Origin of the sequence: Methanobacterium sp. CWC-01 (assembly GCF_030323845.1) — an archaeon.
Lineage (GTDB): Archaea > Methanobacteriota > Methanobacteria > Methanobacteriales > Methanobacteriaceae > Methanobacterium > Methanobacterium aridiramus.
Genome location: NZ_CP040735.1, coordinates 711,341 through 731,861, shown reverse-complemented (window position 1 = coordinate 731,861; position 20,521 = coordinate 711,341). Strand labels below are relative to the sequence as shown.

At 40.4% G+C, this 20,521-nt stretch carries 26 protein-coding genes; 14 read left to right on the top strand and 12 right to left on the bottom strand.

What is annotated here, in order from left to right; translation table 11 throughout:
- The first annotated feature begins 7 nt into the window (after positions 1–7).
- The 5 genes from FGU46_RS03980 to FGU46_RS03965 all read left to right on the top strand — a co-directional run bounded on the left by FGU46_RS03980 (position 8) and on the right by FGU46_RS03965 (position 5,044).
- Positions 8–3,136: an Eco57I restriction-modification methylase domain-containing protein gene (locus tag FGU46_RS03980; RefSeq protein WP_286476756.1), complete on the top strand. Its 3,129-nt coding sequence runs from the start codon at positions 8–10 to the stop codon at positions 3,134–3,136.
- 138 nt (positions 3,137–3,274) lie between these two features.
- Positions 3,275–3,724, top strand: coding sequence for a hypothetical protein (locus tag FGU46_RS03975; RefSeq protein ID WP_286476751.1), 450 nt, complete (start codon positions 3,275–3,277; stop codon positions 3,722–3,724).
- A gap of 79 nt (positions 3,725–3,803) precedes the next feature.
- Positions 3,804–4,016 carry a zinc ribbon-containing protein gene (locus FGU46_RS10875; RefSeq protein ID WP_353619896.1) on the top strand — a complete coding sequence of 71 codons (213 nt, stop codon included), beginning with the start codon at positions 3,804–3,806 and terminating at the stop codon, positions 4,014–4,016.
- Between the two features lie 148 nt (positions 4,017–4,164).
- Positions 4,165–4,680 (top strand): Panacea domain-containing protein, encoded by a 516-nt coding sequence (locus tag FGU46_RS03970; RefSeq protein WP_286478530.1) that lies wholly within the window; start codon positions 4,165–4,167, stop codon positions 4,678–4,680.
- Positions 4,673–5,044 carry a hypothetical protein gene (locus FGU46_RS03965; RefSeq protein ID WP_286476745.1) on the top strand — a complete coding sequence of 124 codons (372 nt, stop codon included), beginning with the start codon at positions 4,673–4,675 and terminating at the stop codon, positions 5,042–5,044. The genes FGU46_RS03970 and FGU46_RS03965 overlap by 8 nt, the downstream gene beginning before the upstream one ends.
- Positions 5,045–5,328: 284 nt before the next feature.
- Here FGU46_RS03965 and FGU46_RS03960 read toward each other — a convergent pair whose 3' ends face one another.
- Positions 5,329–5,859: a PsbP-related protein gene (locus FGU46_RS03960; RefSeq protein ID WP_286476738.1), complete on the bottom strand. Its 531-nt coding sequence runs from the start codon at positions 5,857–5,859 to the stop codon at positions 5,329–5,331.
- 113 nt (positions 5,860–5,972) lie between these two features.
- Here FGU46_RS03960 and FGU46_RS03955 point away from each other — a divergent pair, with 113 nt between their 5' ends.
- Positions 5,973–6,791 (top strand): DUF4013 domain-containing protein, encoded by an 819-nt coding sequence (locus FGU46_RS03955; protein ID WP_286476733.1) that lies wholly within the window; start codon positions 5,973–5,975, stop codon positions 6,789–6,791.
- 87 nt (positions 6,792–6,878) lie between these two features.
- Here FGU46_RS03955 and FGU46_RS03950 read toward each other — a convergent pair whose 3' ends face one another.
- The 6 genes from FGU46_RS03950 to FGU46_RS03925 all read right to left on the bottom strand — a co-directional run bounded on the left by FGU46_RS03950 (position 6,879) and on the right by FGU46_RS03925 (position 10,473).
- A complete protein-coding gene (locus FGU46_RS03950; protein WP_286476730.1) occupies positions 6,879–7,220 on the bottom strand; it encodes a hypothetical protein in 342 nt (113 codons plus the stop codon).
- Positions 7,221–7,307: 87 nt separating this feature from the next.
- On the bottom strand, positions 7,308–7,640 hold the full coding sequence (locus tag FGU46_RS03945) for a hypothetical protein (protein ID WP_286476725.1): 333 nt from the start codon (positions 7,638–7,640) through the stop codon (positions 7,308–7,310).
- Between the two features lie 18 nt (positions 7,641–7,658).
- The gene (locus tag FGU46_RS03940; RefSeq protein ID WP_286476718.1) at positions 7,659–7,940 is read right to left on the bottom strand and encodes an ArsR/SmtB family transcription factor; all 282 of its coding nucleotides are present in this window, start codon (positions 7,938–7,940) and stop codon (positions 7,659–7,661) included.
- Between the two features lie 268 nt (positions 7,941–8,208).
- The gene (locus tag FGU46_RS03935) at positions 8,209–8,514 is read right to left on the bottom strand and encodes a hypothetical protein (RefSeq protein ID WP_286476706.1); all 306 of its coding nucleotides are present in this window, start codon (positions 8,512–8,514) and stop codon (positions 8,209–8,211) included.
- A gap of 124 nt (positions 8,515–8,638) precedes the next feature.
- A complete protein-coding gene (locus FGU46_RS03930; protein WP_286476699.1) occupies positions 8,639–9,523 on the bottom strand; it encodes a hypothetical protein in 885 nt (294 codons plus the stop codon).
- A gap of 122 nt (positions 9,524–9,645) precedes the next feature.
- Complete coding sequence (locus FGU46_RS03925; protein ID WP_286476697.1) at positions 9,646–10,473, bottom strand: hypothetical protein; 828 nt, start codon at positions 10,471–10,473, stop codon at positions 9,646–9,648.
- A 303-nt stretch (positions 10,474–10,776) separates the two neighbouring features.
- On the opposite strand from FGU46_RS03925, the gene FGU46_RS03920 reads away from it, so the two are divergent.
- From FGU46_RS03920 to FGU46_RS03910, 3 genes are read left to right on the top strand one after another with little or no spacing between them, the layout of a single operon-like run.
- Positions 10,777–11,451: a TetR/AcrR family transcriptional regulator gene (locus FGU46_RS03920; protein WP_286476687.1), complete on the top strand. Its 675-nt coding sequence runs from the start codon at positions 10,777–10,779 to the stop codon at positions 11,449–11,451.
- Positions 11,452–11,496: 45 nt separating this feature from the next.
- Positions 11,497–11,991 (top strand): L-2-amino-thiazoline-4-carboxylic acid hydrolase, encoded by a 495-nt coding sequence (locus FGU46_RS03915; protein WP_286476681.1) that lies wholly within the window; start codon positions 11,497–11,499, stop codon positions 11,989–11,991.
- 41 nt (positions 11,992–12,032) lie between these two features.
- A complete protein-coding gene (locus tag FGU46_RS03910; RefSeq protein ID WP_286476667.1) occupies positions 12,033–13,496 on the top strand; it encodes a phytoene desaturase family protein in 1,464 nt (487 codons plus the stop codon).
- 76 nt (positions 13,497–13,572) lie between these two features.
- Here FGU46_RS03910 and FGU46_RS03905 read toward each other — a convergent pair whose 3' ends face one another.
- The 4 genes from FGU46_RS03905 to mtrA all read right to left on the bottom strand — a co-directional run bounded on the left by FGU46_RS03905 (position 13,573) and on the right by mtrA (position 16,186).
- Positions 13,573–14,313 carry a class I SAM-dependent methyltransferase gene (locus tag FGU46_RS03905; RefSeq protein WP_286476666.1) on the bottom strand — a complete coding sequence of 247 codons (741 nt, stop codon included), beginning with the start codon at positions 14,311–14,313 and terminating at the stop codon, positions 13,573–13,575.
- A 9-nt stretch (positions 14,314–14,322) separates the two neighbouring features.
- Entirely contained in the window at positions 14,323–14,769 is a 447-nt protein-coding gene (locus FGU46_RS03900) for an SRPBCC family protein (RefSeq protein WP_286476659.1), read from the bottom strand.
- Positions 14,770–14,781: 12 nt separating this feature from the next.
- Positions 14,782–15,420, bottom strand: coding sequence for an NAD(P)H-dependent oxidoreductase (locus FGU46_RS03895; RefSeq protein WP_286476654.1), 639 nt, complete (start codon positions 15,418–15,420; stop codon positions 14,782–14,784).
- 211 nt (positions 15,421–15,631) lie between these two features.
- Positions 15,632–16,186: a tetrahydromethanopterin S-methyltransferase subunit A gene (gene mtrA, locus FGU46_RS03890; protein ID WP_286478527.1), complete on the bottom strand. Its 555-nt coding sequence runs from the start codon at positions 16,184–16,186 to the stop codon at positions 15,632–15,634.
- Between the two features lie 163 nt (positions 16,187–16,349).
- On the opposite strand from mtrA, the gene FGU46_RS03885 reads away from it, so the two are divergent.
- Positions 16,350–16,991: a TetR/AcrR family transcriptional regulator gene (locus FGU46_RS03885; protein ID WP_286476653.1), complete on the top strand. Its 642-nt coding sequence runs from the start codon at positions 16,350–16,352 to the stop codon at positions 16,989–16,991.
- A gap of 47 nt (positions 16,992–17,038) precedes the next feature.
- On the opposite strand, the gene FGU46_RS03880 is transcribed toward FGU46_RS03885, so the two are convergent.
- Complete coding sequence (locus FGU46_RS03880; RefSeq protein ID WP_286476652.1) at positions 17,039–17,461, bottom strand: hypothetical protein; 423 nt, start codon at positions 17,459–17,461, stop codon at positions 17,039–17,041.
- Between the two features lie 511 nt (positions 17,462–17,972).
- Here FGU46_RS03880 and FGU46_RS03875 point away from each other — a divergent pair.
- The 4 genes from FGU46_RS03875 (at position 17,973) to FGU46_RS03860 (ending at position 20,478) form a co-directional block, all read left to right on the top strand.
- Positions 17,973–18,818 (top strand): hypothetical protein, encoded by an 846-nt coding sequence (locus FGU46_RS03875; RefSeq protein ID WP_286476651.1) that lies wholly within the window; start codon positions 17,973–17,975, stop codon positions 18,816–18,818.
- Positions 18,818–19,318, top strand: a complete 501-nt coding sequence (locus FGU46_RS03870; RefSeq protein ID WP_286476650.1) for a MarR family winged helix-turn-helix transcriptional regulator — start codon at positions 18,818–18,820, stop codon at positions 19,316–19,318. Before FGU46_RS03875 ends, FGU46_RS03870 begins: the two co-directional genes overlap by 1 nt.
- Positions 19,319–19,331: 13 nt before the next feature.
- On the top strand, positions 19,332–19,874 hold the full coding sequence (locus FGU46_RS03865) for a flavodoxin domain-containing protein (protein ID WP_286476649.1): 543 nt from the start codon (positions 19,332–19,334) through the stop codon (positions 19,872–19,874).
- Positions 19,875–19,971: 97 nt separating this feature from the next.
- Complete coding sequence (locus tag FGU46_RS03860; protein WP_286476647.1) at positions 19,972–20,478, top strand: CDP-alcohol phosphatidyltransferase family protein; 507 nt, start codon at positions 19,972–19,974, stop codon at positions 20,476–20,478.
- Positions 20,479–20,521 lie beyond the last annotated feature (43 nt).

Sequence of the window (20,521 nt, the reverse complement as noted above, 5' to 3'; positions counted from 1 at the left end):
CGATTATATGAAGAATGACCTCTTCAACCACTCTCTCCTGAAGAAATACTCCTCTGAGTTTAAACTATCTCCCTCCAAGCACGACCTCATAAAAAATCACCTTCGGAAGCTGGAAGAGGGCCAGTTCAAGTCAGAAACTAAAAATTATCTCTATTTCTATGATATAATCCTCCACAAGATTCTAGGCTACGACCGGGAGGAAAACATCCTCTTCGATGAGAAGGAAGAGGAAGGGAAGGGTAAAAGCGAGTTTGTTTTAAAATCTCCTGAAGGAAAGTTCATGGTGGTGGAGTTAAAGGATCAGACCACTGATCTGGACAAACCCCAGACTCGGAAGAACGATAAGAGAACCCCCGTGGACCAGGCCTTTGATTATGCCCAGCACACCGGTGATATCGAGTGGATAATGGTATCTAATTTCGATGAATTCCGCCTCTATAATTGGCACCAGAAGGGCAAGTACATATCATTTAAAGCCGAGGAACTTTTAGATAAAAGGATGTATGCCTTTTTCATGACCTCTTTTTCACTGAAGGCCTACATCAAGGAGAAATATCCCACCCGTTTAATGGAGAAAACCCTGGTGGTGGAGCGGGAGTTAGAGAAAGAATTTTACAAACTGTACAACGAAACCCGGCTGATGCTCATGCGTGAGTTGGAGGAGTACAACAACTTTGTCCGGGACGGAGCCATCCACTACGCCCAGTTAATCCTCAACCGGTACATGTTCGTATCATTTGCGGAGGACACCGGACTTTTACCGTCGCAGGTGTCTACTGATACTATTATTACCCCTATCCAGAAGGGAAACTTAAGGCATCGGAGTATCTGGCAACGCCTCAACGAGCTATTCCTGGATATCAGCGAAGGGAACGATTATAAGAAGATATCAGCCTACAATGGGGGCTTATTTGAGGAAGACTTGGATTCTATTCAGATCCGGGACACGGTGGATGACCTCAAACTCTTTGAGGACGTCTGGCAGAACTGGAACTTCGAAGAGTACGAGAGGGATATTATCCGCCTAATGGGCCCCAATGCCAATAAAGTAAATCCTATTTATAAGAATCTCCTCACTATCTCTTCTTTTGACTTTTCTTCAGAGCTGGACGTGAATATCCTGGGCCACATCTTCGAGAACAGTATCGGAGATCTGGAGGAACTCAAAGAAGATGTGCGGGGGCGGAGGAAGAAGGAAGGAATCTTCTACACTCCGGAATATATTACTGATTATATCTGTCGGAACACGATAATTCCCTATTTGAGTAAGAGCGGCAATGTTAACACTGTCTCTGATTTGATAGGGGAGTACTGGGGGTCAGCAATTGAAGAATTGGATGAAAAAGTCCAGAATATAAAGATTGTGGACCCTGCCTGCGGGAGCGGGGCTTTCCTGAATAAGGCGGCTGATGTGCTGGTGGAGATTCATCAGGCTATCCATGATGAACTCTATAAAGATAAAAAGGACACTTTAACCCCTTATTTTGATCAAGTGGGTATAAGAAGGGAAATTCTGCTTAACAACATCTATGGGGTGGACTTGAATGAGGAATCGGTGGATATAACTAAACTTTCCCTGTTTTTGAAGGTCTGTAAGAAGGACACCAAGCTACCAGCACTAGATAAGAATATAAAATGTGGCAATAGCTTGATTGATGACCCAGAGTATACGGATAAGTCCTTCAACTGGGAAGGAGAATTCCCGGAGATTTTTAAGGATGGTGGATTTGATGTGGTTATTGGGAATCCGCCTTATGTTCGACAAGAGAGGATTAAGGATATTAAACCTTATTTGAAGAATAATTATGATGTTTATCATGGAATGGCTGATTTATATGCGTATTTCTTTGAAAAAGGACTTAAAATTTTGAAGGATGGAGGATTCTTTTCTTTTGTATGTTCAAATAAATTTACTAGAACTAAAAATGATTCAAATTTGAGAAAATTTATTTTAGACCATAAATTCGTTAAATACAATGATTATACTGGTAAAAATATATTTGAAGATGTAACCACCAATCCTGCAGTGTTTGTTATAGAAAATTCGTTTGATGAAAATAATTATATTAGAATCAATGATGAGTTTGCAATTCATCAGAATCGATTTGATGAAACTATTTGGAGCATACAAAATCCATTAATACTTGATCTAAAGGATAAAATTGAAGAAAGAGGAATAAAACTTGTTGATTTCAATCTGGATATTTACTATGGAATAAAAACAGGTTACGATAAGGCATTTATTATTAATGAAGAGACAAGGAATCACTTGATAAATCAAAATAATAAAAGTATCGAACTTATTAATCCATTAGTAAGGGGCAAAGACCTTAAACGCTATCGAATTGAATATAAGGATTTATATATCATTATAATGTCTATTGGGGTCGATATTGAAGAATATCTGGCAATTAAAAAATATTTGGGCATTTATGAAGATCAATTAAGAAAAAGGCATGATCAAGGTAAAAACTGGTGGGAATTACGGGCTTGTGCTTATTATGAAAATTTTAAAAAGGAAAAGATAATGTGGGGGAATCTTTCAATTGGTCCTAATTTCAGCTACTCGGAAGAAGAAATCTACACTACTGCTCCAGCCAATATCTTAACAGGAAAAAATCTTAAATATTTGCTTACAATTCTCAATTCCAAAATCACTTTTTTCATTTTTAAACTCATTGGGGTCAAAGTTGATTCTGGTTATTCTGAGTGGAAAAAGAATAGAGTTGAACAACTCCCCATCTACCCCGCTACCCCAAAACAACAGCAACCCCTCATCGAAAAAGCCGACCAGATGTTACAACTCAACCGCCAGCTCCAGGATGAAGTTAAAGGCTTCCAGGACTGGCTGCAGCATACCTTCGGCATTGAAAAGCTATCCAAGAAGTTAGAAAAATATTATGAATTGTCTCTGGAGGAGTTCCTGGAAGAGCTCAGGAAGAAGAAGGTGGATGTGAAGGCCCGGAAGAACTATAAGACTCTAAAAGATGAGTTTGAGGAGAGTCTGGCTAAGGTTCAGCCATTGTTCCAGAAGATTGAAGAAATTGATGATGAGATTGACAGGATGGTTTATGCGCTTTATGAGTTGAATGAGGATGATATTGGGATTATCGAGGAATATTTGAAGGGACACTAATGAATTCTAATTTTCGATAAGAGGCCACAATATGGGCTATAATGAATTTAGAAGAAAAATTTTGGAAGTTTTATATAATTATGCGATTGAAATCCTGGAAAACCTGCAAATCCTGCTTATCTTTTTGAGAAATTAGGAATGCGTGATAAAAATATCCTACTATTTAACTTAGATTATCTAAAACGAAAGGGATATATCGAATTTAAAGAGTATTCACAAACCTTTTTTGCCAAAATAGCGAGTAGGGGAGTAGATTTAGTCGAAAATCCTAAAGAACTTAACAAAATACTTCCTATTCCTATTTTATTGACCCAAAACATTGTTCAGAATAGTACTGGAGTTATCATTAACTCTGATAATGCTTCAATTAATATTCAGGATAGTTTTAATAATATATATCAACGAATACCTGTTGAAAATCCTGAAAACAATGAAGAAATAAAAATGAAAGTTGAAAAATTGGAAAAAGAGCTTAAGAAAGATAAAATAAGTAAATCAAAAGTTCAAGAATGCTATAATTGGCTTAAAAGAAATGCTAATTGGACTATACCTACCATAACTCAAATTATTACTGCAACTTTTATTTGAGTGTGGTGTTAGAAAATATTATTCTGCAAATTTTTAAATTAATATTTTTAAAAATTAGTTCTCATCTGCTCTTACTAAAATGCTTTTAGTTATGTGCGATTATTCATTATTAAATTTGATTAAGTGGATAAATTGCAAGGGAGGTGAAACTATGGCATTTAAATGCGGACAAAAGCCGGGTGTAGGGCGTTACGTTTGTTTAGGTTGTGGAGAAGATTTATATCTCGACAATAGCACAGATACACTTCCGCCATGCGCTAAATGTAGTAAATGTGAGTTTAGAAGGGGTTAACAACCCTTATTTTTAAATGATTTTATACCATATTTATTAACTAAAATCTACTAAGTAATATCAAGTCACAATAAAATTTTATAGAAAAAGGTCCAATACTTTATTGTAGGGTTAAATTCTATGGAAGGGGGCATCTTGAGTGCCAGAAATGAAATTTAATAATGATTTTAACAAGGAGAAGTTTAAGCAGGTTTTACATTATCTCATAAACCGTTGTGGTGAGTTGGATAATGTGGGTAAGACTGTATTTTATAAGCTTCTTTACTTTGCTGATTTTGACTATTACGAGTTGCACGAGGAGAAGTTAACTGGTGAAACTTACCGTAAACTCCCCCGGGGTCCGGCTCCAGCTCATTTTGATGAATCCGTATCTGAACTGGAAGATGAAGGTAAAATACGGCCCTTTGATGATGTATTCTATGGTTATCACCAGCACCGTTTCAACTCTCTCACTGAGCCCCAACTAGATTTACTTTCTAGTGAAGAGTTAGAAGTAATCGACCAAGTAATAGGCAAATGTTCTATAATGACAGCCCGAGAAGCAAGTGATTATTCACATGAAGATATGCCCTACTTGGCCACGGATAACATGGAAATCATCGATTACGAACTGGTTTTCTATCGCGACCCCAAGTTCTCAGTAAGGGTATACAGCGATGACTGATTTTGATGAGCTTCCCGAGTTTTCCAGGGAGCTTAAAAAGCTTTCCCGCAAATATCGAAGTCTTCCTGATGATCTAAATTTATTCAAAAAAGTTTTAAAGGCCACGCTCCCCAATCACCCTCCAGGAACGTTTCGAATATCTGGCTTAGCTGAAGAAGTTCAAATACCTATTTATAAAGTAAAAAGTTTTCGCTGTACTTCACTAACGGGTAAAGGAAGTAGGAGCGGAATCCGTGTAATCTATGCATTTATTGAAGATGCTTGTAGTATTGTTTTCATTGAAATTTATCACAAAAACAGAAAAGCGAATGAAGATAAAGCTAGAATTATCCGTAATTTTCAGGAATATGATGATGGCAATTAGGTAGGCAATTAGGTAGGCAATTAGGTAGGCAATTAGGTAGGCAATTAGGTAGGCAATTAGGTGATTAGTGATCTTGGATGCCTCAACTGAAGTTGAATAAAGTTTTCAATACCAGTTTAAAGTAGGTTACGCAGGATAACTGACTTCCATGATTGTTCCCGATTAGGTTCGTGATTAGGTTCGTGATTAGGTTCGTGATTAGGTTCGTGATTGGCTTCATGAATATTCCCGATTAGGTTGCCAATTAGGTTCCCGATTAAGTTCCGAACCAAAATCAGAAACATTCATTCAACTTTAAAACTGTCTATGATGACCTGGAAGTTCTCATTATCAAACTCCTCTGCAGGGGCCTCGAAAAGGAGTTCATAGGTATTGTTGTTTTTGCTGAAGGTTATGATTTCCACTTTATAGCCCCACATGGGTGGCCATATGCTGTACACATCAAAGACCTGCAGGTAAGCGTCCTGGCCATCGATGGTGATGGTCTGGTTGGAAACTTTAGTCCAACCAACAGGATAAATGGTGGCATTTATCTGGGTTTCCATTCCTTCCTCTGATATGCCATAATTGGGGGTTATCTGCACCTGGAATGGTGCTACACTTAAGAATGAAAATTCAGGTTTTGAGGCAGAGATGATGTTGCTGGTGTTTCGTTCGTCGTAGGATATGATCCAGGATGAGGGATAATTAAAACTAATCCCATTAACCGAATAAGTACTGGTGTTATTTTCATGGGCACTGACAACACCAGGAGCTATTAAAATTAGAACTAAGAAGCCTACCATGATTTTCCCGATTTTTTCTATGGATACCATCAAATACACCTGATTGAATCTTCTAATAATCACATAGTTATTTATTTATTAAAACTTTTTCACATATTATAGAATACTTAAATCTATGATGCTTAATTGAGAGGGTGTAGTAGATGGACATAAAGGACATAATTGTTGATTCTATTAAATATCCACTTTCCGACCCGAAAAAGTTTTTTATATTTGCAATTATCCTTTTGTTCACGAGCATAGGGGGTTACGCTCCTTTATTTAATGCGACACAAGATCAAATTAGGATTCTGGTCATAATTGGTTTTTTGGTTGGTTTTTTGGTTAATGGCTACTTCTTCAGAGTCTTAAAATATGCTTTAGACGATCTGGTGGGACTACCTGATTTTAACAACTGGAAAGTTATGTTCACTGACGGAGTGAAGGTATTCCTGGTAGAAATTATTTATTTACTACCCGCCATCCTGCTCACGATCTTTGCCATCTTTTCTTCGGCGGAATATTTGGCATTGACGGGTACAGACGTAGATGCACTCCTCCTGGCTTTGACCCAGTCAAAAATATTGGAAATGATATTATATCTCATCGGAACCTTTACCTTAGTCCCGTTCTTCCTGTATGGGATTCTGTACCTGTTAATAATCACTCCCCTATTTCTGGTGGCAGTGGGTATTATGGCCAATTATGATGGTGAATTCAGGGCCGCATTTGACATTCGGGAAATATTCGAGGATATGGCGGGCATAGGGTGGGGCAAACTAATACTCTGGTATGTAATAACTGGGGTTATCTTTTTAATCCTGTTTATTGTGTTCATAAATGTTTTATACTACATTTTATCGTTAATTCTGTTGGAGGGAATGTTATTAGATACTGTTCTGGGAATCTTCGTTTTCCTTATAAACCCCTATGCATACCTATTTTTGGCCCGATCATTAGCGTTAATTTACATTTCAGAATAAGAATTAGTTTTGGAGTTAAAGCTGGAATTATTTCCCTATCCACTTTCGATTTAAAAAAAATTGAAGGTTAAAGATTAACCTTAAAGTTTAATTAACTCTGATTGGCACGGTTTTTTGACCGTACCGGTGTTGTTCTCCGTCACCGTTACAGTCACCACTACCGGCGTTGGTATTTTTCTGACCGTAGCGGTGTTGTTCTCCGTCACCGTTTCCAGCGTTGTTCTTCTGACCGTACCGGTGTTGTTCTCCGTCACAGTTACAGTCACCAGTAGCTTTGCAGTTGGTCTGGTCACATGTTTTCTGTGCGGTGGTGGTCTGGGTCTGATTTTGCACCTGGCTAGTTGTGGTGTTGTTAGTCTGAGTCAATGCAAAGGCAGGTACCACGCTGATCATCATGACCAGGACACAGAGTATGGCTGCTTTTTTCACGATTTTCACCTCCGATCTTGGGTAAAATAGAATAAGACTGGATTATATAAATGATTTTTCCAAGTTTACACCCAGATCTCTACCAGATTAAACCCGGGTCACCCAGATCAGGACTAAAAAGGCGAAAAATTCTATTATATTCAGAAAGAATATGGGAGTGCCCATCCCTGGGCCCCGGAAGCCCTGGTAGTATAGTAGAAATCCGGTGAAAAGCACGTTCTGCAGGAGCAGTAACAGGGCGAAGGCCAATAGTCCGAAGGTGAATTTGGATTTGAATTCTCGGTAGCTTTGCAGGTACATGACAATTAGAATTAACAATAGGCATATGTTGCCAATCCCCACCAAGATGTCTATACTTAATAGTTGAGAGTTTGCAAGTCCCATTCCGGCTCCTGCTTGATTTCCATGTCCTACCTGCATCTTACCACCTTCAAAAATCTATTTTTTACTTTTACTCAGAATTTCCAGGAATAAGGAGTAATTTTCCTCCAGGCGGTTGGATAAAAAGTACTGGGCTCCATACTTCTCCACCGCGGATTTTACAATTAAATCATGATCCTCCAGGACGTCCACGTGATGTTTAATGGTCTTGTAATCCAGATCAAGTTCTACAGAAAGCTGATTAACATTGTAGGGCCTATCATGGATGGCCTGAATAATCCGGGCCCGGTTAAGCCCACCCCTGCTACCAGCAATCAAATACCACAGAACCCTCTTCATAAACACCACAAAGTAAATGTCTAATACTAATATACAGTTTTTAGTTCCTAAAATCAATTGGCATAATTGACCTAAATATCTAAGAGAATTAGAAAAAGCAGGAGCCCCGCTGATGGTTATCACCCCTGATGAAGCAGCACTGGAGGCCAAGGGATTAAAATTCGCTGGATCCATATAAACGCAGTGGTACTGCCCAAGCCGGACGTGTCCAGGGACTAAAAATAGCCGAAGAAGGAAAAATAACCTACTAATTTTCTGGGAAGATAAATCAGCGATTTTTGGTCTTTATATGTTCATTCCCATGATTAGTAATGGATTTAAAAGAATTTTGTTTCTTTAACCGCCCAGAATTACTGTTATTTTTCTCCTTATCCCGGTTGTTCATCTGGGTATCATTAGTAGTTGAGGCATCGGTTGTGTTCCCGGAATTGGTGTCAGTGACGGTGTTAATGGTATTTTGGGGGATGGCCGGAGATTTACCCACATCGGAAGATAAGGTTGGAATAGATATGGCCGCTACACTCATGCCGATGGCTGCCCAAATAATTACCACAAATAAGGTGATCTTCTTCAAAAAATTTCCCCTATTTATTATCTTTTTTATCAGTAAATAACTTATTTCACTATTTCACAACAAGCCGTGTAAATACTTCTAAAATGCTAAGGGCTGCTTTTCACAGCTAAAAATAAATTGGAAATCATGCTGATTCATTTTCAGAATAAATGAATACAGTATTATCTTTCGATACCCGGTTATCATCCTCAGGATAGTTGGTATATACATGGATGTAATATTCGGTGTTATCCACGGGATTAAAGGTCAATAAATCACTGATAGTAAATGTTCCCAGGGCATAAGCGAAGGTCCCGGACTGCAGAACATCCAGATGGTTCGATGCAGCGTTGGTGCTGATCTCATAGTACCCATCGCCAACTACGTTATCATTCTGGTTGGTTATTTCGGCGGCATATTCCTTGTCTTCCAGGCTAAAGTTATCCACTAAATACTTATTACCAGAAGTGGGGTCTGTTGCATTGGTATCTGTAGTGTTAGTATCTGTTCCGTTGGTATCGGTGCTGTTGGTGTCGGGTATGGTAGTGTTTGTATCAGTAGTGTTGGTGGTGTTGGTGACTGGTATGGTGGTGTTGGTGGTATTTGTTATTATCGTGCTGTTGGTTTTAGTATCAACATCTTTAGGTGGTTCTGTGGTCTTGGGTTCGGTTTTATCAGAACTCGTTACCTTATCTGTGTTATCAGAATTAGTAACAAGAGAATCCAGTTTTACCTGGATTAATGAAACAAATGGTGCGTTACCAGTAAGAGAGTCCAGTTGGACATGTACTAAGGCAACTAATGGTGATAACACATCTAATGATAGGTGTACATCGGTTCCATTTGTTAATGTAGAATTAATAGCGTTCTGTAAAGGTATAATGCTATTTTGATCTTCTAGGGGATTTTTTGTTTCAAAAACAGGTTTTTGGGCTTCAGCTGGATCTGATGAGATGGGAATGTAAATGGCGGCTACGCTCATACCAATAGCTGCCCAAAGTATGAATATAAATAGAGTAATCTTTCTCAATCCGATCCCCGTCGTATCGTTATCTTTTTGATTACTAATAAATGTTGTTTATTCCTTATAAAATTGTTAAGCAAAATTTGATTTCTTTTAAAACGGGTAAAATGAGTTTTTAATAATTAACCTTAAGTATTGGGCTGTCCCTTGGAGTCATCATTCTCGGGATCTGTGTATAAGGTGTCAGCTTTAGACACCCGGTTATCTTCCTCGGGGTAGTTAGTATAAACCAGGATGTGATATTCAGTGTTATCTTCTGGAGTAAAGGCTAGATTACCATTCATTACAACTATTCCGTTGGACTGGGGGAAGGTTCCTGACTGTAAAACATCTTCATGGTTGGCTTTTGTGTCAGTTTTAATCTCATAATACCCATCTCCAGTGACACCATCCTGCTGGTTAGTTATTTCAATGGTGAAGTTTTTGTTGTTCATATTAAAGTTATTGGCCAGATATTTATTCCCAGAATTAGTGGTTTGAGTGAAGCTTCTTCGTATACGGAAACTGAATCGGGGGGTGGTGTCGGTAGTACTGATGACGGTGGTGGGAGTTAGAATAGTGGATATCAGGGCCGGAGGTTTGATGGTGGGGTCTGTATCGGGGATTGTAGGTTCGGGGGGGTTGGTGATAGTAGTGGGGGGAGTGATGATGGGGATTATTATGGCCGGGGGGCTGATGGTTGGAATGTTCACGGTATCCTGCGGACTTGTAAGAGATTTACCAGAATTTGTGCTGGTTGAGGTACCATCATTATCAGATCCAATTTTTCCCTGGAGTAATGAAACAAGGGGTGGTAAGGTATATTCTCCCGTATTCCCTAAGCCATTGCCCGTTGCTGAGTTTAAGGTGTTAGTCAGAAGTTCCTGAGAATCAGAAAGAATAGGTATATAAATAGCGCTTAAACTCACTCCAATTGCAACCCAAAGTATCAGAACCGATAAGCTAATCTTTTTCAAATAAATTCTCCTACGTTTACCACTAAAAGTTTATTTTTATGTCTTGAAATAAATAATTTACTATTATTAACCCCATATTAGCAAGATCATAGTCTTTGCAGTTAATATGGATTGTTATTGTAGTGATAATACTACTAGATAACGCTATAACATCTGTAGTATCTCAGCGATTGAAATTTTTTTTAAAAAATGGTACTCATGGAAAATTATATATAGTTATTAATGAATAATATTCATTAGTGAATAATATTCAGTACAGCAGCAGAAGGTATTTCTCCTTCAAAAAGGCCTGAAATGGATGATATGTATTATTCAGATACCATGATTTCCCGTATGCAACTTAAAAAAGAAAAGAAGAAAAAGACCATACTGGACGCTGCTGAGAAGATAGTGGCCGAAAGGGGGATGGCCGGTATGACCATGGGCCAGGTGGCACTGGAAGCTGACGTGGCCACGGGAACACTGTACCTTTACTTTAAAAATAAGGGCAGTTTACTGGCTGCGGTCAATGCCCGGCTCAACCGGGAAGTGAATCAGTACATGCAGGAAAAAATGTCCATTTACCGGACCGGTTCTGAGAAAGTGAGGGCCATGGGAGATGCCACTGTGGAATATTTCTTCGCAAACCCGCAGAAGTGGAAGGCAGTCACTGAGCTCTATCAAATGAAGGTCCAGGACCCGGAAGATCCTAACGTCCAGGACTTCCTGCAGGTCACCAATGAAATGGTGCAGATAATGGCCCAAGCCTACCAGCAGGGCATACAGGAGGAAACCATCCGGAAAGACCTGGATCCGGTGGCCACTGCCATCTACAACCGGATGGCCTTCGGTAACGCCTTCACCCCCACCACCGAACAGAAAATGCTCCTGGAACTGAATAGAATCACTCCGGAGCGGTATCTGATGGTGGCCAGTGGATTGATCGTTAGATCCACTCATAAAACCCTTCCCGCGGATCAGCAAGTTAAAAAATCATGATGAAATCCTCAATCAGATATCCTAACTAAAAAAGAGGTGATATAAATGGATATAGGGGATATACCTGCCGAAGTGAGATGGAAAATCGCCACCAAGGCATCCAACATGGCTTCTGTGGCGCAAATGCATGCTATCCAGGAAGTGGCAGGTGAAGAAGCAGCAGACCAGATGGAGAGCATGATCATGGGTGAAGGGGGGAAACAAGCCGGCCAACTTGCTGCTCAGTTAGGCTTACCCGCTGGTAATGCCGTTGAAACCAGTGAAGCCTGGGGAATTGTGGGCATGATCCTGATGGGCCCGGAGATCGAAAGCCACGTGGTGGAAGCCGATGAAGACCACATCGTGGATCGGATCACTGGCTGTGCCATGCTTAACGCCCACCAGGAGTTAGGTGTGCCCTTAACAGGGCTAGCAGAACACTGCCAGCAGTACAACGGCAATGCCGTTGAATCCATAAACCCCCAGTACACCCAGCACTTCACCAAAAGGATGTGCGCCGGGGATAAGTACTGTGAGAGCTACGTTGAATTGAAAAAATAAATTCAATTCAACAATCTTTTTTTTGTATGGGTGGGATTAAAATGTCTAAATCCGTAATTATCATCGGAGCAGGAATAGCTGGCCTGGCAGCTGGTTGTTATGCGCAGATGAACGGCTTTAAAACCAAAATATTTGAGATGCATAATAAACCTGGAGGTTTGTGCACAGCATGGAAAAGAAAAGATTACACCTTTGATCTGAGTTTACACTGGATTACTGGAAGCCTTCCTAAGAGTAATGTCTATCCCATGTGGGAAGAGCTGGGTTTGGTGCAGGATCGGCAGTATATTACTCATGAATATTACAATTTAGTGCTTGATGAACAAGGAAACAAATTTTATTCCTACACCAATCCAGATAAGCTCCAGGAAGAAATGCTGCGAATAGCTCCTGAAGATGAAAAACAGATCAAAAATTTTGTAAAGGATGTTAAAAAATTCGGTGCAATGGATTTCCCCTATAATGTGGGATTGCTGAAATTCATAAAAATGTTCCCATCGTTGAGGTTGTGGAGAAAATATTCTATGTCAGTAAAAGAAATGGCAGCAAAATTTAGAAATCCCACTTTAAGAAACCTTTTTGAATTAGCTTTCCAATGGCATGACCAAACCACGGCCTACAGTATGATGGGAATGGCTCAAATGGGTGCAGGAGTCTCCGGATATCCTTTAGGAGGTTCTTACTCCATTGCAAAAGCCCTGGAAAAACGTTACGTGGATTTAGGGGGGAATATCGCTTATAATTCACAGGTCAAGAGTATTATTGTTGAAGATAACCAAGCTGTGGGTATAGAATTGATGGTTGGCACCCATAAATTTGGGGATATAATCTTATCAGCGGCAGATGGCCATACTACCCTATTTGATTGGCTCAATGGCCAGTATACCAATAGCAAAATCACTGAGATCTACCAAAATCTTGAAATCTTTCCCCCTCTTATTTTTATCTCATTGGGTGTGAATCATGATTACTCCCAAGAACCACATTATCTCTTTTTTCCTTTGAAAAAACCTCTAATGATTGCTGGAAAGGAAATTGATCGTTTAGAAGTTAGAAACCACAGCTTTGACCATACTTTAGCACCCAAAGGGAAAACCGCATTCACAGTTGCAGTAGAAACAAATTATGATTACTGGGCTGAACTAAAAGAAAAACCAGATGAATATTCTAATGAAAAGAAAAAGATAGAAGAAGCCATAGTTAATGGTCTATCGGAGTTATATCCCAAAATACGTGATGAAATTGAAGTGATGGATATAGCCACACCCTTAACCTTCATCCGTTTCACTGGTAACTGGAAAGGTTCATATCAGGGCTGGTTATTTACCAAGAAATCTCATGCTGCTCAAATTCCTCAAACTTTACATGGATTATTTAACTTTTACATGGCTGGACAATGGGTTTCACCGGGCGGGGGGCTGATAGGAGCAGCAACATCCGCCAAACACGCAGTGCAAATGATATGTAAAAATGAAAAACAACACTTCAAAACCACGAAACCTTAATAATATAGTAAATCCAGCCCATCTTTTCCCCTTCTGAAGATATATTACGGACTAACTTGTTATAAGGAATATCACATCATTTCCTCCCCACATAAAGCCCATACCCAAAGTAGCGGTCGAATCCACGGGGCATATGTAGAGCCTCCCGGGATAAGCGGTGTACTGATCTCCGGTACTCAGGATCCTTGAAGTACAGACGAAAAAAACGGCCCCAGATCCGGAAAAAATCCATGCTCTGCAGCTCTAAATCTCCCACAACCTGCTGCCGGTAGTTTATGGCACGCACCAAACTGTTGATGTCTTTAAAACCAGCTTCCTCCAAGAGGGATAACCAACTCTCCCTGGAATCGGGATTTATCCCCATAACCCTCCGGTAATAATCTTTAATCTCAGAAGAGGGATTATACATCCAGGTAACCTCATTCAGGCCCAGATAACCCCCACTTTTAAGCACCCGATAATACTCCGGGATGGACCGGGTCTTATTGGTGAATCCAGTCACTGACTCAGATAGCACTACATCGAAGCTATCAGCAGCGAAGTTAAGGTTCTCCGCATCTCCCACTTGAAATTCAATTCCAGGGGCATGTTTTTCACGGGCTCTTTCCACCATATCTTGGGAAAGATCGATACCAGTAACCTGGCACCCGGTAAACTCGTGAATTTTAATGGCCGAAACTCCGTTCCCGGAGCCCACCACCAGCACCTGGTCTGATTTATCAACCTGACAGAGTTCTAAGAGTTTCTTGGTGGCTTCCAGCCCACCCATGTGCTTGGTTATGCCAACTTTAGCCTGGATTTCAAAATACCCGTACATTTACTTGATCTATAATGCTGATACCCGTTCAGCCTCACTTTTCAGGGACTGCAAGCCGGAGTTAATGGAGTCCTCCAGCATCTTCTGCATCCTACCGCTCATCACCCTGCTCAGAGCCCCTTCCCAGGACTCTTCAGTGACCACTACGGTTTTATCCCCGATAGTTTCAATTTTCCATACGTGGATGGCATTTATGCCCATGATTCTCCCGGTCCAGGCCAAAAAATGGGGTGGATCCACCTTTTGTAAAAGGGAGGTTATTTTACCAACTCCAGTTTTCCACTGGAATTGGGTGCCCTCCTTTAATTCCCCCTTGAGGCAGGCCTTCTTAACCTCAGGATTCCAGCTGGGCCAGGATCCAATATCGGCCATAATATTCCACACAGTCTCCGGAGCCGCATCAATTTCTATTTTAGCCTTGGCCACCACAGGAGCATTCTCATTAACCTTAACCATGTCCATCACCCATTAGAGTTCACCTATCCTCTTTTTATACTCCACAAAATGTTTCTCGGCATCCTCTTCACTTAACATGATAGCGCCGAATATCATAAATGGCTTCAAAACTTCAAAACCGGAGAATTTGAGGTTCTCAGTGATTACTGGTAACAAGCTGGCAGGGTCCTTATCAGGCAGGTCCATGTAATAGTTCTCCTCTGCTCCGCCGGTGGTGAAAGATAACATGGCTTTTTTTCCTTTCAACAGTCCCTTATCGTAGATTTTTCCCTGGAACATGTCACTGGAAAAGCCACTGGCAAACACTCGTTCCATCCAGCCTTTTAAAATAGCGGGCATACCCCCATACCAGATGGGGAACTGTAATATTAAGAGATCCGCCCATTCTATTTTTTCCATTTCCGCTTTAATATCCGGAGCAAAGCCATCGGTTTGGGCTGCGTGGAGTTGTTCTGTAATGGGATTAAATCGATCCGGGTTTTGGAGATTTAGAAAATCTTTTCGGTCTAAAGTAGCTTTAAATCCCATGTCATAAAGATCCGATACTTTAACTTCGTGGTTATTCTCTCTTAGAGCCTGGGCTGCCACATCCTTTAAGGATCCATTTAAGGACTTGGGTTCGGGATGGGCTAAAACGATCAACACCTTCATAAATTCACCCCATTACTTATATGGTTAACTTCCATAATGGGTTTTGGGGCTACTAAAAAAATATTATTTAAAAAAATAACATCTAAACGAGAATTTACATTCATTAAAAGATAGTCTTTAGTTGGAGGGGCCCAGGCCGGATTTTTTAGTAAGTCAAGTACCCGGCCGGAGCCTATGTAGCAGTTACTGGGAATCTGTAAGAGATTTTGTTCTAGGTGTTTTCAGTTCTATTGGAATCTTTTTGTTTCACAGGGTCCGTTGGCAACTTTAGTATTAAAGTTTCCTCTTCAAATGCACCGGAATCTTTGACGATGCAGTCATTAATTTTGGATTGGATATCACTGGAGTCTTCTATATCCACCATGTCCACCAACTCCACCTGATCACGGAATCTTTGAATGGCCTCAGGGGGCATGTTTTCGATGAAGGGGATCGCTCCGGTGGCATCGATTATTTTCCCTTTTTCTGGGTCAACACCGTTGGCGTGGAGTGCTTTTATGCTTTGACCGGTAATGTGTCCCTGTACTTCGGATCCACATACCACTAAGAATCGGAGGTTAGGATTAGAAACTATGTTACCTATCACCTTTTCTATCCCTAAGTTTTCAGTGTGTAAAGGGCCGGATATGCCGGCTCCTGCTTTGACAGGCAGATCTTCCATATGCGACCCTAAAGTCACCACTGCCACGGCACTTTCTATATCACCAACTGTGTAATCTCCCACTATCTGTGGCCATCCATCGGCTACTGATTTTTTTTCCACCATCTCTGGCACCTCCACAATTTTTTTAACCATAAGTTAATTTTTAACTATCGGTTAAAAATTAAATTGGAGTTAAGATCATATAAAGTTTTCCATTGAATTTAATAAACTAATTTTTAAGTAAGGCTCACCGATATTATATTAACCATTCATTAGGTGAGTTACCATGTCTACCACTTCCAGAAGGGAACGGGAAAAACAGAAGCGGCGTAACGATATTATTAAGGCTGCAGAGAAGGTTTTCTTTGCCAAGGGGTATGACCGGGTAACCATGGATGAAATTGCCCGTGAAGCAGAAGTAAACAAAGCCCTTCTCTATTATTATTTCAAGAACAAAGAAGCCTTATTTTTTGCAGTGAATCTCTACGGAGTAAAAATATTACATAATATGTATATCAAATGTTCAAATCTTAATATTGGTGGTTATGATAAGGTAAAATCCATGATCCAGGCCCTTTATGATTTTTCCAAGGATCATCCCGATTACTTCCGTATATACTGCTATACTGGAACTGAGAGGTTTCAAATGAGTGATAATGAGGATGCGCAGGAAATTGTTGATTTGAGGACTGGAATGTGGAGAATTATGGTAGAAGCGATAATCGCCGGCATCCAGGATGGGACCATCCGGACGGATCTGGATCCAGTGGAAATATCCATTTATCTCAATACCCTGGCCATAAATGCGTTGAATCTTGAATTCACTTCTCAAATGGTTTTAGAAGCCAGAAAAATTACTCAAGATAAGTTTTGGCAGGATATGTCCTGTTTTCTAGAACCTGCACTCAGACCTAAGATTAAAAAATAGTTTATTTTAAAAAAAATAGATTGAGGGTTGGGGTAACCCTGATTAAATCATTTAGAACACTTTTTAGGCACGTGTTTTATCTTTTTGGCCTTAATTTTTTTAAGGTTTTTCTCAATTACGGTGACTTTCCACTGTAGCTGTTTGGTTTTAAATTGGAAGGTTCTTATTTTCCGGTTGGCTGATGCTGTTGGGTTCTTTTCGTAGTTGGTGATGGTGGTGTTCAGTCTTTTGGCTTGCTTTTCAAACTGAGTCAATGCCCTTAGTAATCCTTTGGCCTTGGTGTCTTTGTAAGTAATTTTCAGACTTTGTATCTTAGCTACCAGGTCAGTAAGCTGACTTTGCATAGTATCCAATTTTGCTTGCTGGTCTGCTGTTAATACTACTGTATTGGTACTTCCAGCAGCAAATATGGGCGTGGTGCTTGCTAACATGGTAAGCACACATAGTGCTGCTAATAGTTCTTTTCTCATTTATACCGCCTCCGTGTCCATAGTTCTTTAAAAAATAGTTGTGAACTATGGACAACACACCTACTAAAATCAGGATCGTATATATAATTTATGATTTAAATCTGCAAATAAAACTTTATATTAGCTCCGTTATTAATTTAAAGCCTTATTAAACGGAATTATAAGGACTCATTCCCTGGTGATTATAGCCCTTAATATTATGGAGTAAGCAAAGGAGTATTATAAAAACAAGACCGGAAAATTTTTATCTAATTTAGTATTATAACCTGATCTTTACTGTAATTAACAAAAGACTGATTAAAAGAATTTTAAATTTCATAAAATATGTATATGCCTGAAATTTAACTATTAAAACCTACTACAAACCCTTAGTTTAAAAAAAATTCATTATAAGGGATCTTTTTGGAATTAGAAAAATTGATGAATTCGCCCCAAGCTTTATATACCACTCCCAGCAATTAGGTAATATATTACCAAAACAAGTAATATATTACCAAATGGATTGATGAACATGAATCGAAAAATAATATACGCAAATTCCATCTTGATAGCCATCTTAGCGGCTGTTACCACTCTATCCGGACTTTTCTGGAAGGGATTATACTCCCAAGAAACGGTTTCTATGGGAGCACAGGCCATGGGTCAGGATCTGGTCACGCTTCTGGTTGCTATACCCCTACTGCTAGTGTCACTGCACCTAGTCAACCGAAAATCGTTAAAAGGCCAGATGATCTGGATGGGGAGCATATTCTACTTCTTATACACCTACGCCTCCCTGTCTTTTTTGGCCACCTACAACCAGCTCTTCCTGGTCTACGTAGCCATATTTAGCCTATCATTATATACCTTCCTCTACGCTCTTTTATCCCTAGATGTAAAGGCCATCAGAAACAGCATAACACCTGGAAAAACAACTACCGCGGCCGGTATTTTCATCATACTAATGGCAGTCATGTTAGCCTTCATGTGGCTGAGCATGATCCTAGGATCACTACTATCAGGGTCTGCCCCAGCAGTTCTGGAAACCTACACCACTCTGGTCATCCAGGCCCTGGATCTGGGTGTGCTGGTACCTGCCGCCATCATAACTGGTGTCCTACTCTTAAAAGACCGGGCCTGGGGATACGTCTTAATGTCCATATTAATCGTGAAAATATCCCTCCTGGGGACGGCCATCCTTTCCATGATCTACTTCATGGCCCAGAATGGGGTGGAAATAGTCTTAGGACAGGCCATCTTCTTTGTGGTGGCTACCTTAGGGGGAATTATAATTGCCGGATGGTTCTATAATAAAATAGATAACCCTGTGAAAGACTCTGGTCCATCACAGAAAATGGCCTTGGTGAGCGGGAAATAATGAAAGACTCGGACCAAATCAAAGAAGAACACCATCTCGGAGCAAGGTTAGACATGGAAAAATACATACTGGTGGTTTTATTCCTGGTGCAACAGCGCTGGGGATACATCATCAGTAAGGAACTGGCTGATGACCAGATCACCACTAAGCAGTGGTTGATGATGATCGTCCTGGCCAACGCCTTCCAGAGCCCTCCCTCCATGCAGGAGGTGGCCGATGCCATGAGCACCACCCACCAGAATGTCAAACAACTGGCCACTCGACTGGAGGCTCGGGGATTTCTGAATATAGAACGTGACCCTACCAATAAACGTATACTGCGTTTAAAGGTCACCGAGGAATGTTCTAAGTTCTGGGAGAAGAGAACCCCCGAAGATATTAAATCCATAAAATCACTATTCCAGGGACTGGAAGATGGTGAAGTAAAAGAGTTATTTGAAATTATGGCTAAACTGGAAAGGACATCCGGAGAATTATACCAAAAAGCCAAAGAAAATTAAAGGAAGGAATGATATGAAAGCATTAATTGTATATGGGACCAGATACGGCACTGCCACGGAAATAGCAGAAGAAATAGGTCGTGTAATAAAAAATGAAGGGATAGAAGTCGATGTTAAGGATGCGCGGAGTCTCAAGAACATCGATCTTTCTTTGTACCAGCTGGTGGTAGTGGGAAGCGGAATAAAAATGGGAAAATGGACCAAAAAATCTCTCAAATTCCTGCAGGAAAACAAAGAAGCATTGGCCACCAGAAAGGTGGCTATATTTGTCACCTGCGGTGCAGCCAACGAGGAAAAGAACCGGGCCGAAGGACAGGAAAAGTATCTGGACCAAGTGGCAGAGAAGAACCTGATAAATGAACCCGTGGCCACCGGACTTTTTGGGAGCAAATTTGATCCCCACGCCAAGCACGGCTTAATGTACAAATTCACCATGAACTTCATTAAAAAAGATTTGGAAAAACAGGGAATCGACACCAGCCAACCCATTGATTACCGGGACTGGGATGAGATACGGGCCTGGGCCCGTGGATTGGCAGATATGATAAAGGAGTGATTGTGGGGCCAACAACAGATTACCGACTTTGTAAATGCACTCCGGTCCTAATAGAATGGGAGGGATTTTCAACCTCCCTTACATATTTTAAGAGGAAATGTCTTCTAAATCCTACCTTCCATCCGCAGTGACCTGCCTCCGGTTTATAGCTACTCCCCTATTTTTTTACTCATTTTCAGGTGGCCAATATATAATTTCTTTGTTAATAATAGTCTTCGCTGGTGTAACAGACATCTTAGATGGTTACCTTGCCCGGAGGATGGATTCCACTTCAACTTTAGGTGCGTATCTGGACGTCACCGCGGATTTTACTCTGATCTTCGTCTCATTTTTGGCTTTTGTTGTAAGGGGCTGGTACGACTCCTGGGTACTGCTGCTGATTAGTACTCTATTTGTAGTTTTTTTAGCATCATCTCGTCTTAAGAAGCCGATTTATGATCCAGTGGGTAAATATTTGGGCTCTTTTCTCATGGGAATGATCTTATTGTCCCTTTTATTCCCCCAACCTTTCTTAAGACAAATTTTACTGATCATACTGGTTTTATTGTCCATAATATCACTTATAAGCCGTTTTATATTCCTTTCAGGCACATACAAGGTTTAAAATGGACAAGATTCTTTTTTGCTTTATAGCATCACCCTAGTGA

What these genes read in the sequence shown, in the direction of transcription:
- FGU46_RS03970 (WP_286478530.1), top strand. Translation starts at nt 4,165, where the DNA reads ATGAAATTTAATAATGATTTTAACAAGGAGAAGTTTAAGCAGGTTTTA.
- FGU46_RS03900 (WP_286476659.1), bottom strand. Translation starts at nt 14,769, where the DNA reads ATGGTTAAGGTTAATGAGAATGCTCCTGTGGTGGCCAAGGCTAAAATA.
- FGU46_RS03945 (WP_286476725.1), bottom strand. Translation starts at nt 7,640, where the DNA reads ATGCAGGTAGGACATGGAAATCAAGCAGGAGCCGGAATGGGACTTGCA.
- FGU46_RS03915 (WP_286476681.1), top strand. Translation starts at nt 11,497, where the DNA reads ATGGATATAGGGGATATACCTGCCGAAGTGAGATGGAAAATCGCCACC.
- FGU46_RS03920 (WP_286476687.1), top strand. Translation starts at nt 10,777, where the DNA reads ATGTATTATTCAGATACCATGATTTCCCGTATGCAACTTAAAAAAGAA.
- FGU46_RS03865 (WP_286476649.1), top strand. Translation starts at nt 19,332, where the DNA reads ATGAAAGCATTAATTGTATATGGGACCAGATACGGCACTGCCACGGAA.
- FGU46_RS03975 (WP_286476751.1), top strand. Translation starts at nt 3,275, where the DNA reads ATGCGTGATAAAAATATCCTACTATTTAACTTAGATTATCTAAAACGA.
- FGU46_RS03875 (WP_286476651.1), top strand. Translation starts at nt 17,973, where the DNA reads ATGAATCGAAAAATAATATACGCAAATTCCATCTTGATAGCCATCTTA.
- FGU46_RS03965 (WP_286476745.1), top strand. Translation starts at nt 4,673, where the DNA reads ATGACTGATTTTGATGAGCTTCCCGAGTTTTCCAGGGAGCTTAAAAAG.
- FGU46_RS03980 (WP_286476756.1), top strand. Translation starts at nt 8, where the DNA reads ATGAAGAATGACCTCTTCAACCACTCTCTCCTGAAGAAATACTCCTCT.
- FGU46_RS03885 (WP_286476653.1), top strand. Translation starts at nt 16,350, where the DNA reads ATGTCTACCACTTCCAGAAGGGAACGGGAAAAACAGAAGCGGCGTAAC.
- FGU46_RS03905 (WP_286476666.1), bottom strand. Translation starts at nt 14,313, where the DNA reads ATGTACGGGTATTTTGAAATCCAGGCTAAAGTTGGCATAACCAAGCAC.
- FGU46_RS03860 (WP_286476647.1), top strand. Translation starts at nt 19,972, where the DNA reads ATGTCTTCTAAATCCTACCTTCCATCCGCAGTGACCTGCCTCCGGTTT.
- mtrA (WP_286478527.1), bottom strand. Translation starts at nt 16,186, where the DNA reads ATGGTGGAAAAAAAATCAGTAGCCGATGGATGGCCACAGATAGTGGGA.
- FGU46_RS03895 (WP_286476654.1), bottom strand. Translation starts at nt 15,420, where the DNA reads ATGAAGGTGTTGATCGTTTTAGCCCATCCCGAACCCAAGTCCTTAAAT.
- FGU46_RS03870 (WP_286476650.1), top strand. Translation starts at nt 18,818, where the DNA reads ATGAAAGACTCGGACCAAATCAAAGAAGAACACCATCTCGGAGCAAGG.
- FGU46_RS03960 (WP_286476738.1), bottom strand. Translation starts at nt 5,859, where the DNA reads ATGGTATCCATAGAAAAAATCGGGAAAATCATGGTAGGCTTCTTAGTT.
- FGU46_RS03880 (WP_286476652.1), bottom strand. Translation starts at nt 17,461, where the DNA reads ATGAGAAAAGAACTATTAGCAGCACTATGTGTGCTTACCATGTTAGCA.
- FGU46_RS03955 (WP_286476733.1), top strand. Translation starts at nt 5,973, where the DNA reads ATGGACATAAAGGACATAATTGTTGATTCTATTAAATATCCACTTTCC.
- FGU46_RS03910 (WP_286476667.1), top strand. Translation starts at nt 12,033, where the DNA reads ATGTCTAAATCCGTAATTATCATCGGAGCAGGAATAGCTGGCCTGGCA.
- FGU46_RS10875 (WP_353619896.1), top strand. Translation starts at nt 3,804, where the DNA reads ATGCTTTTAGTTATGTGCGATTATTCATTATTAAATTTGATTAAGTGG.
- FGU46_RS03940 (WP_286476718.1), bottom strand. Translation starts at nt 7,940, where the DNA reads ATGAAGAGGGTTCTGTGGTATTTGATTGCTGGTAGCAGGGGTGGGCTT.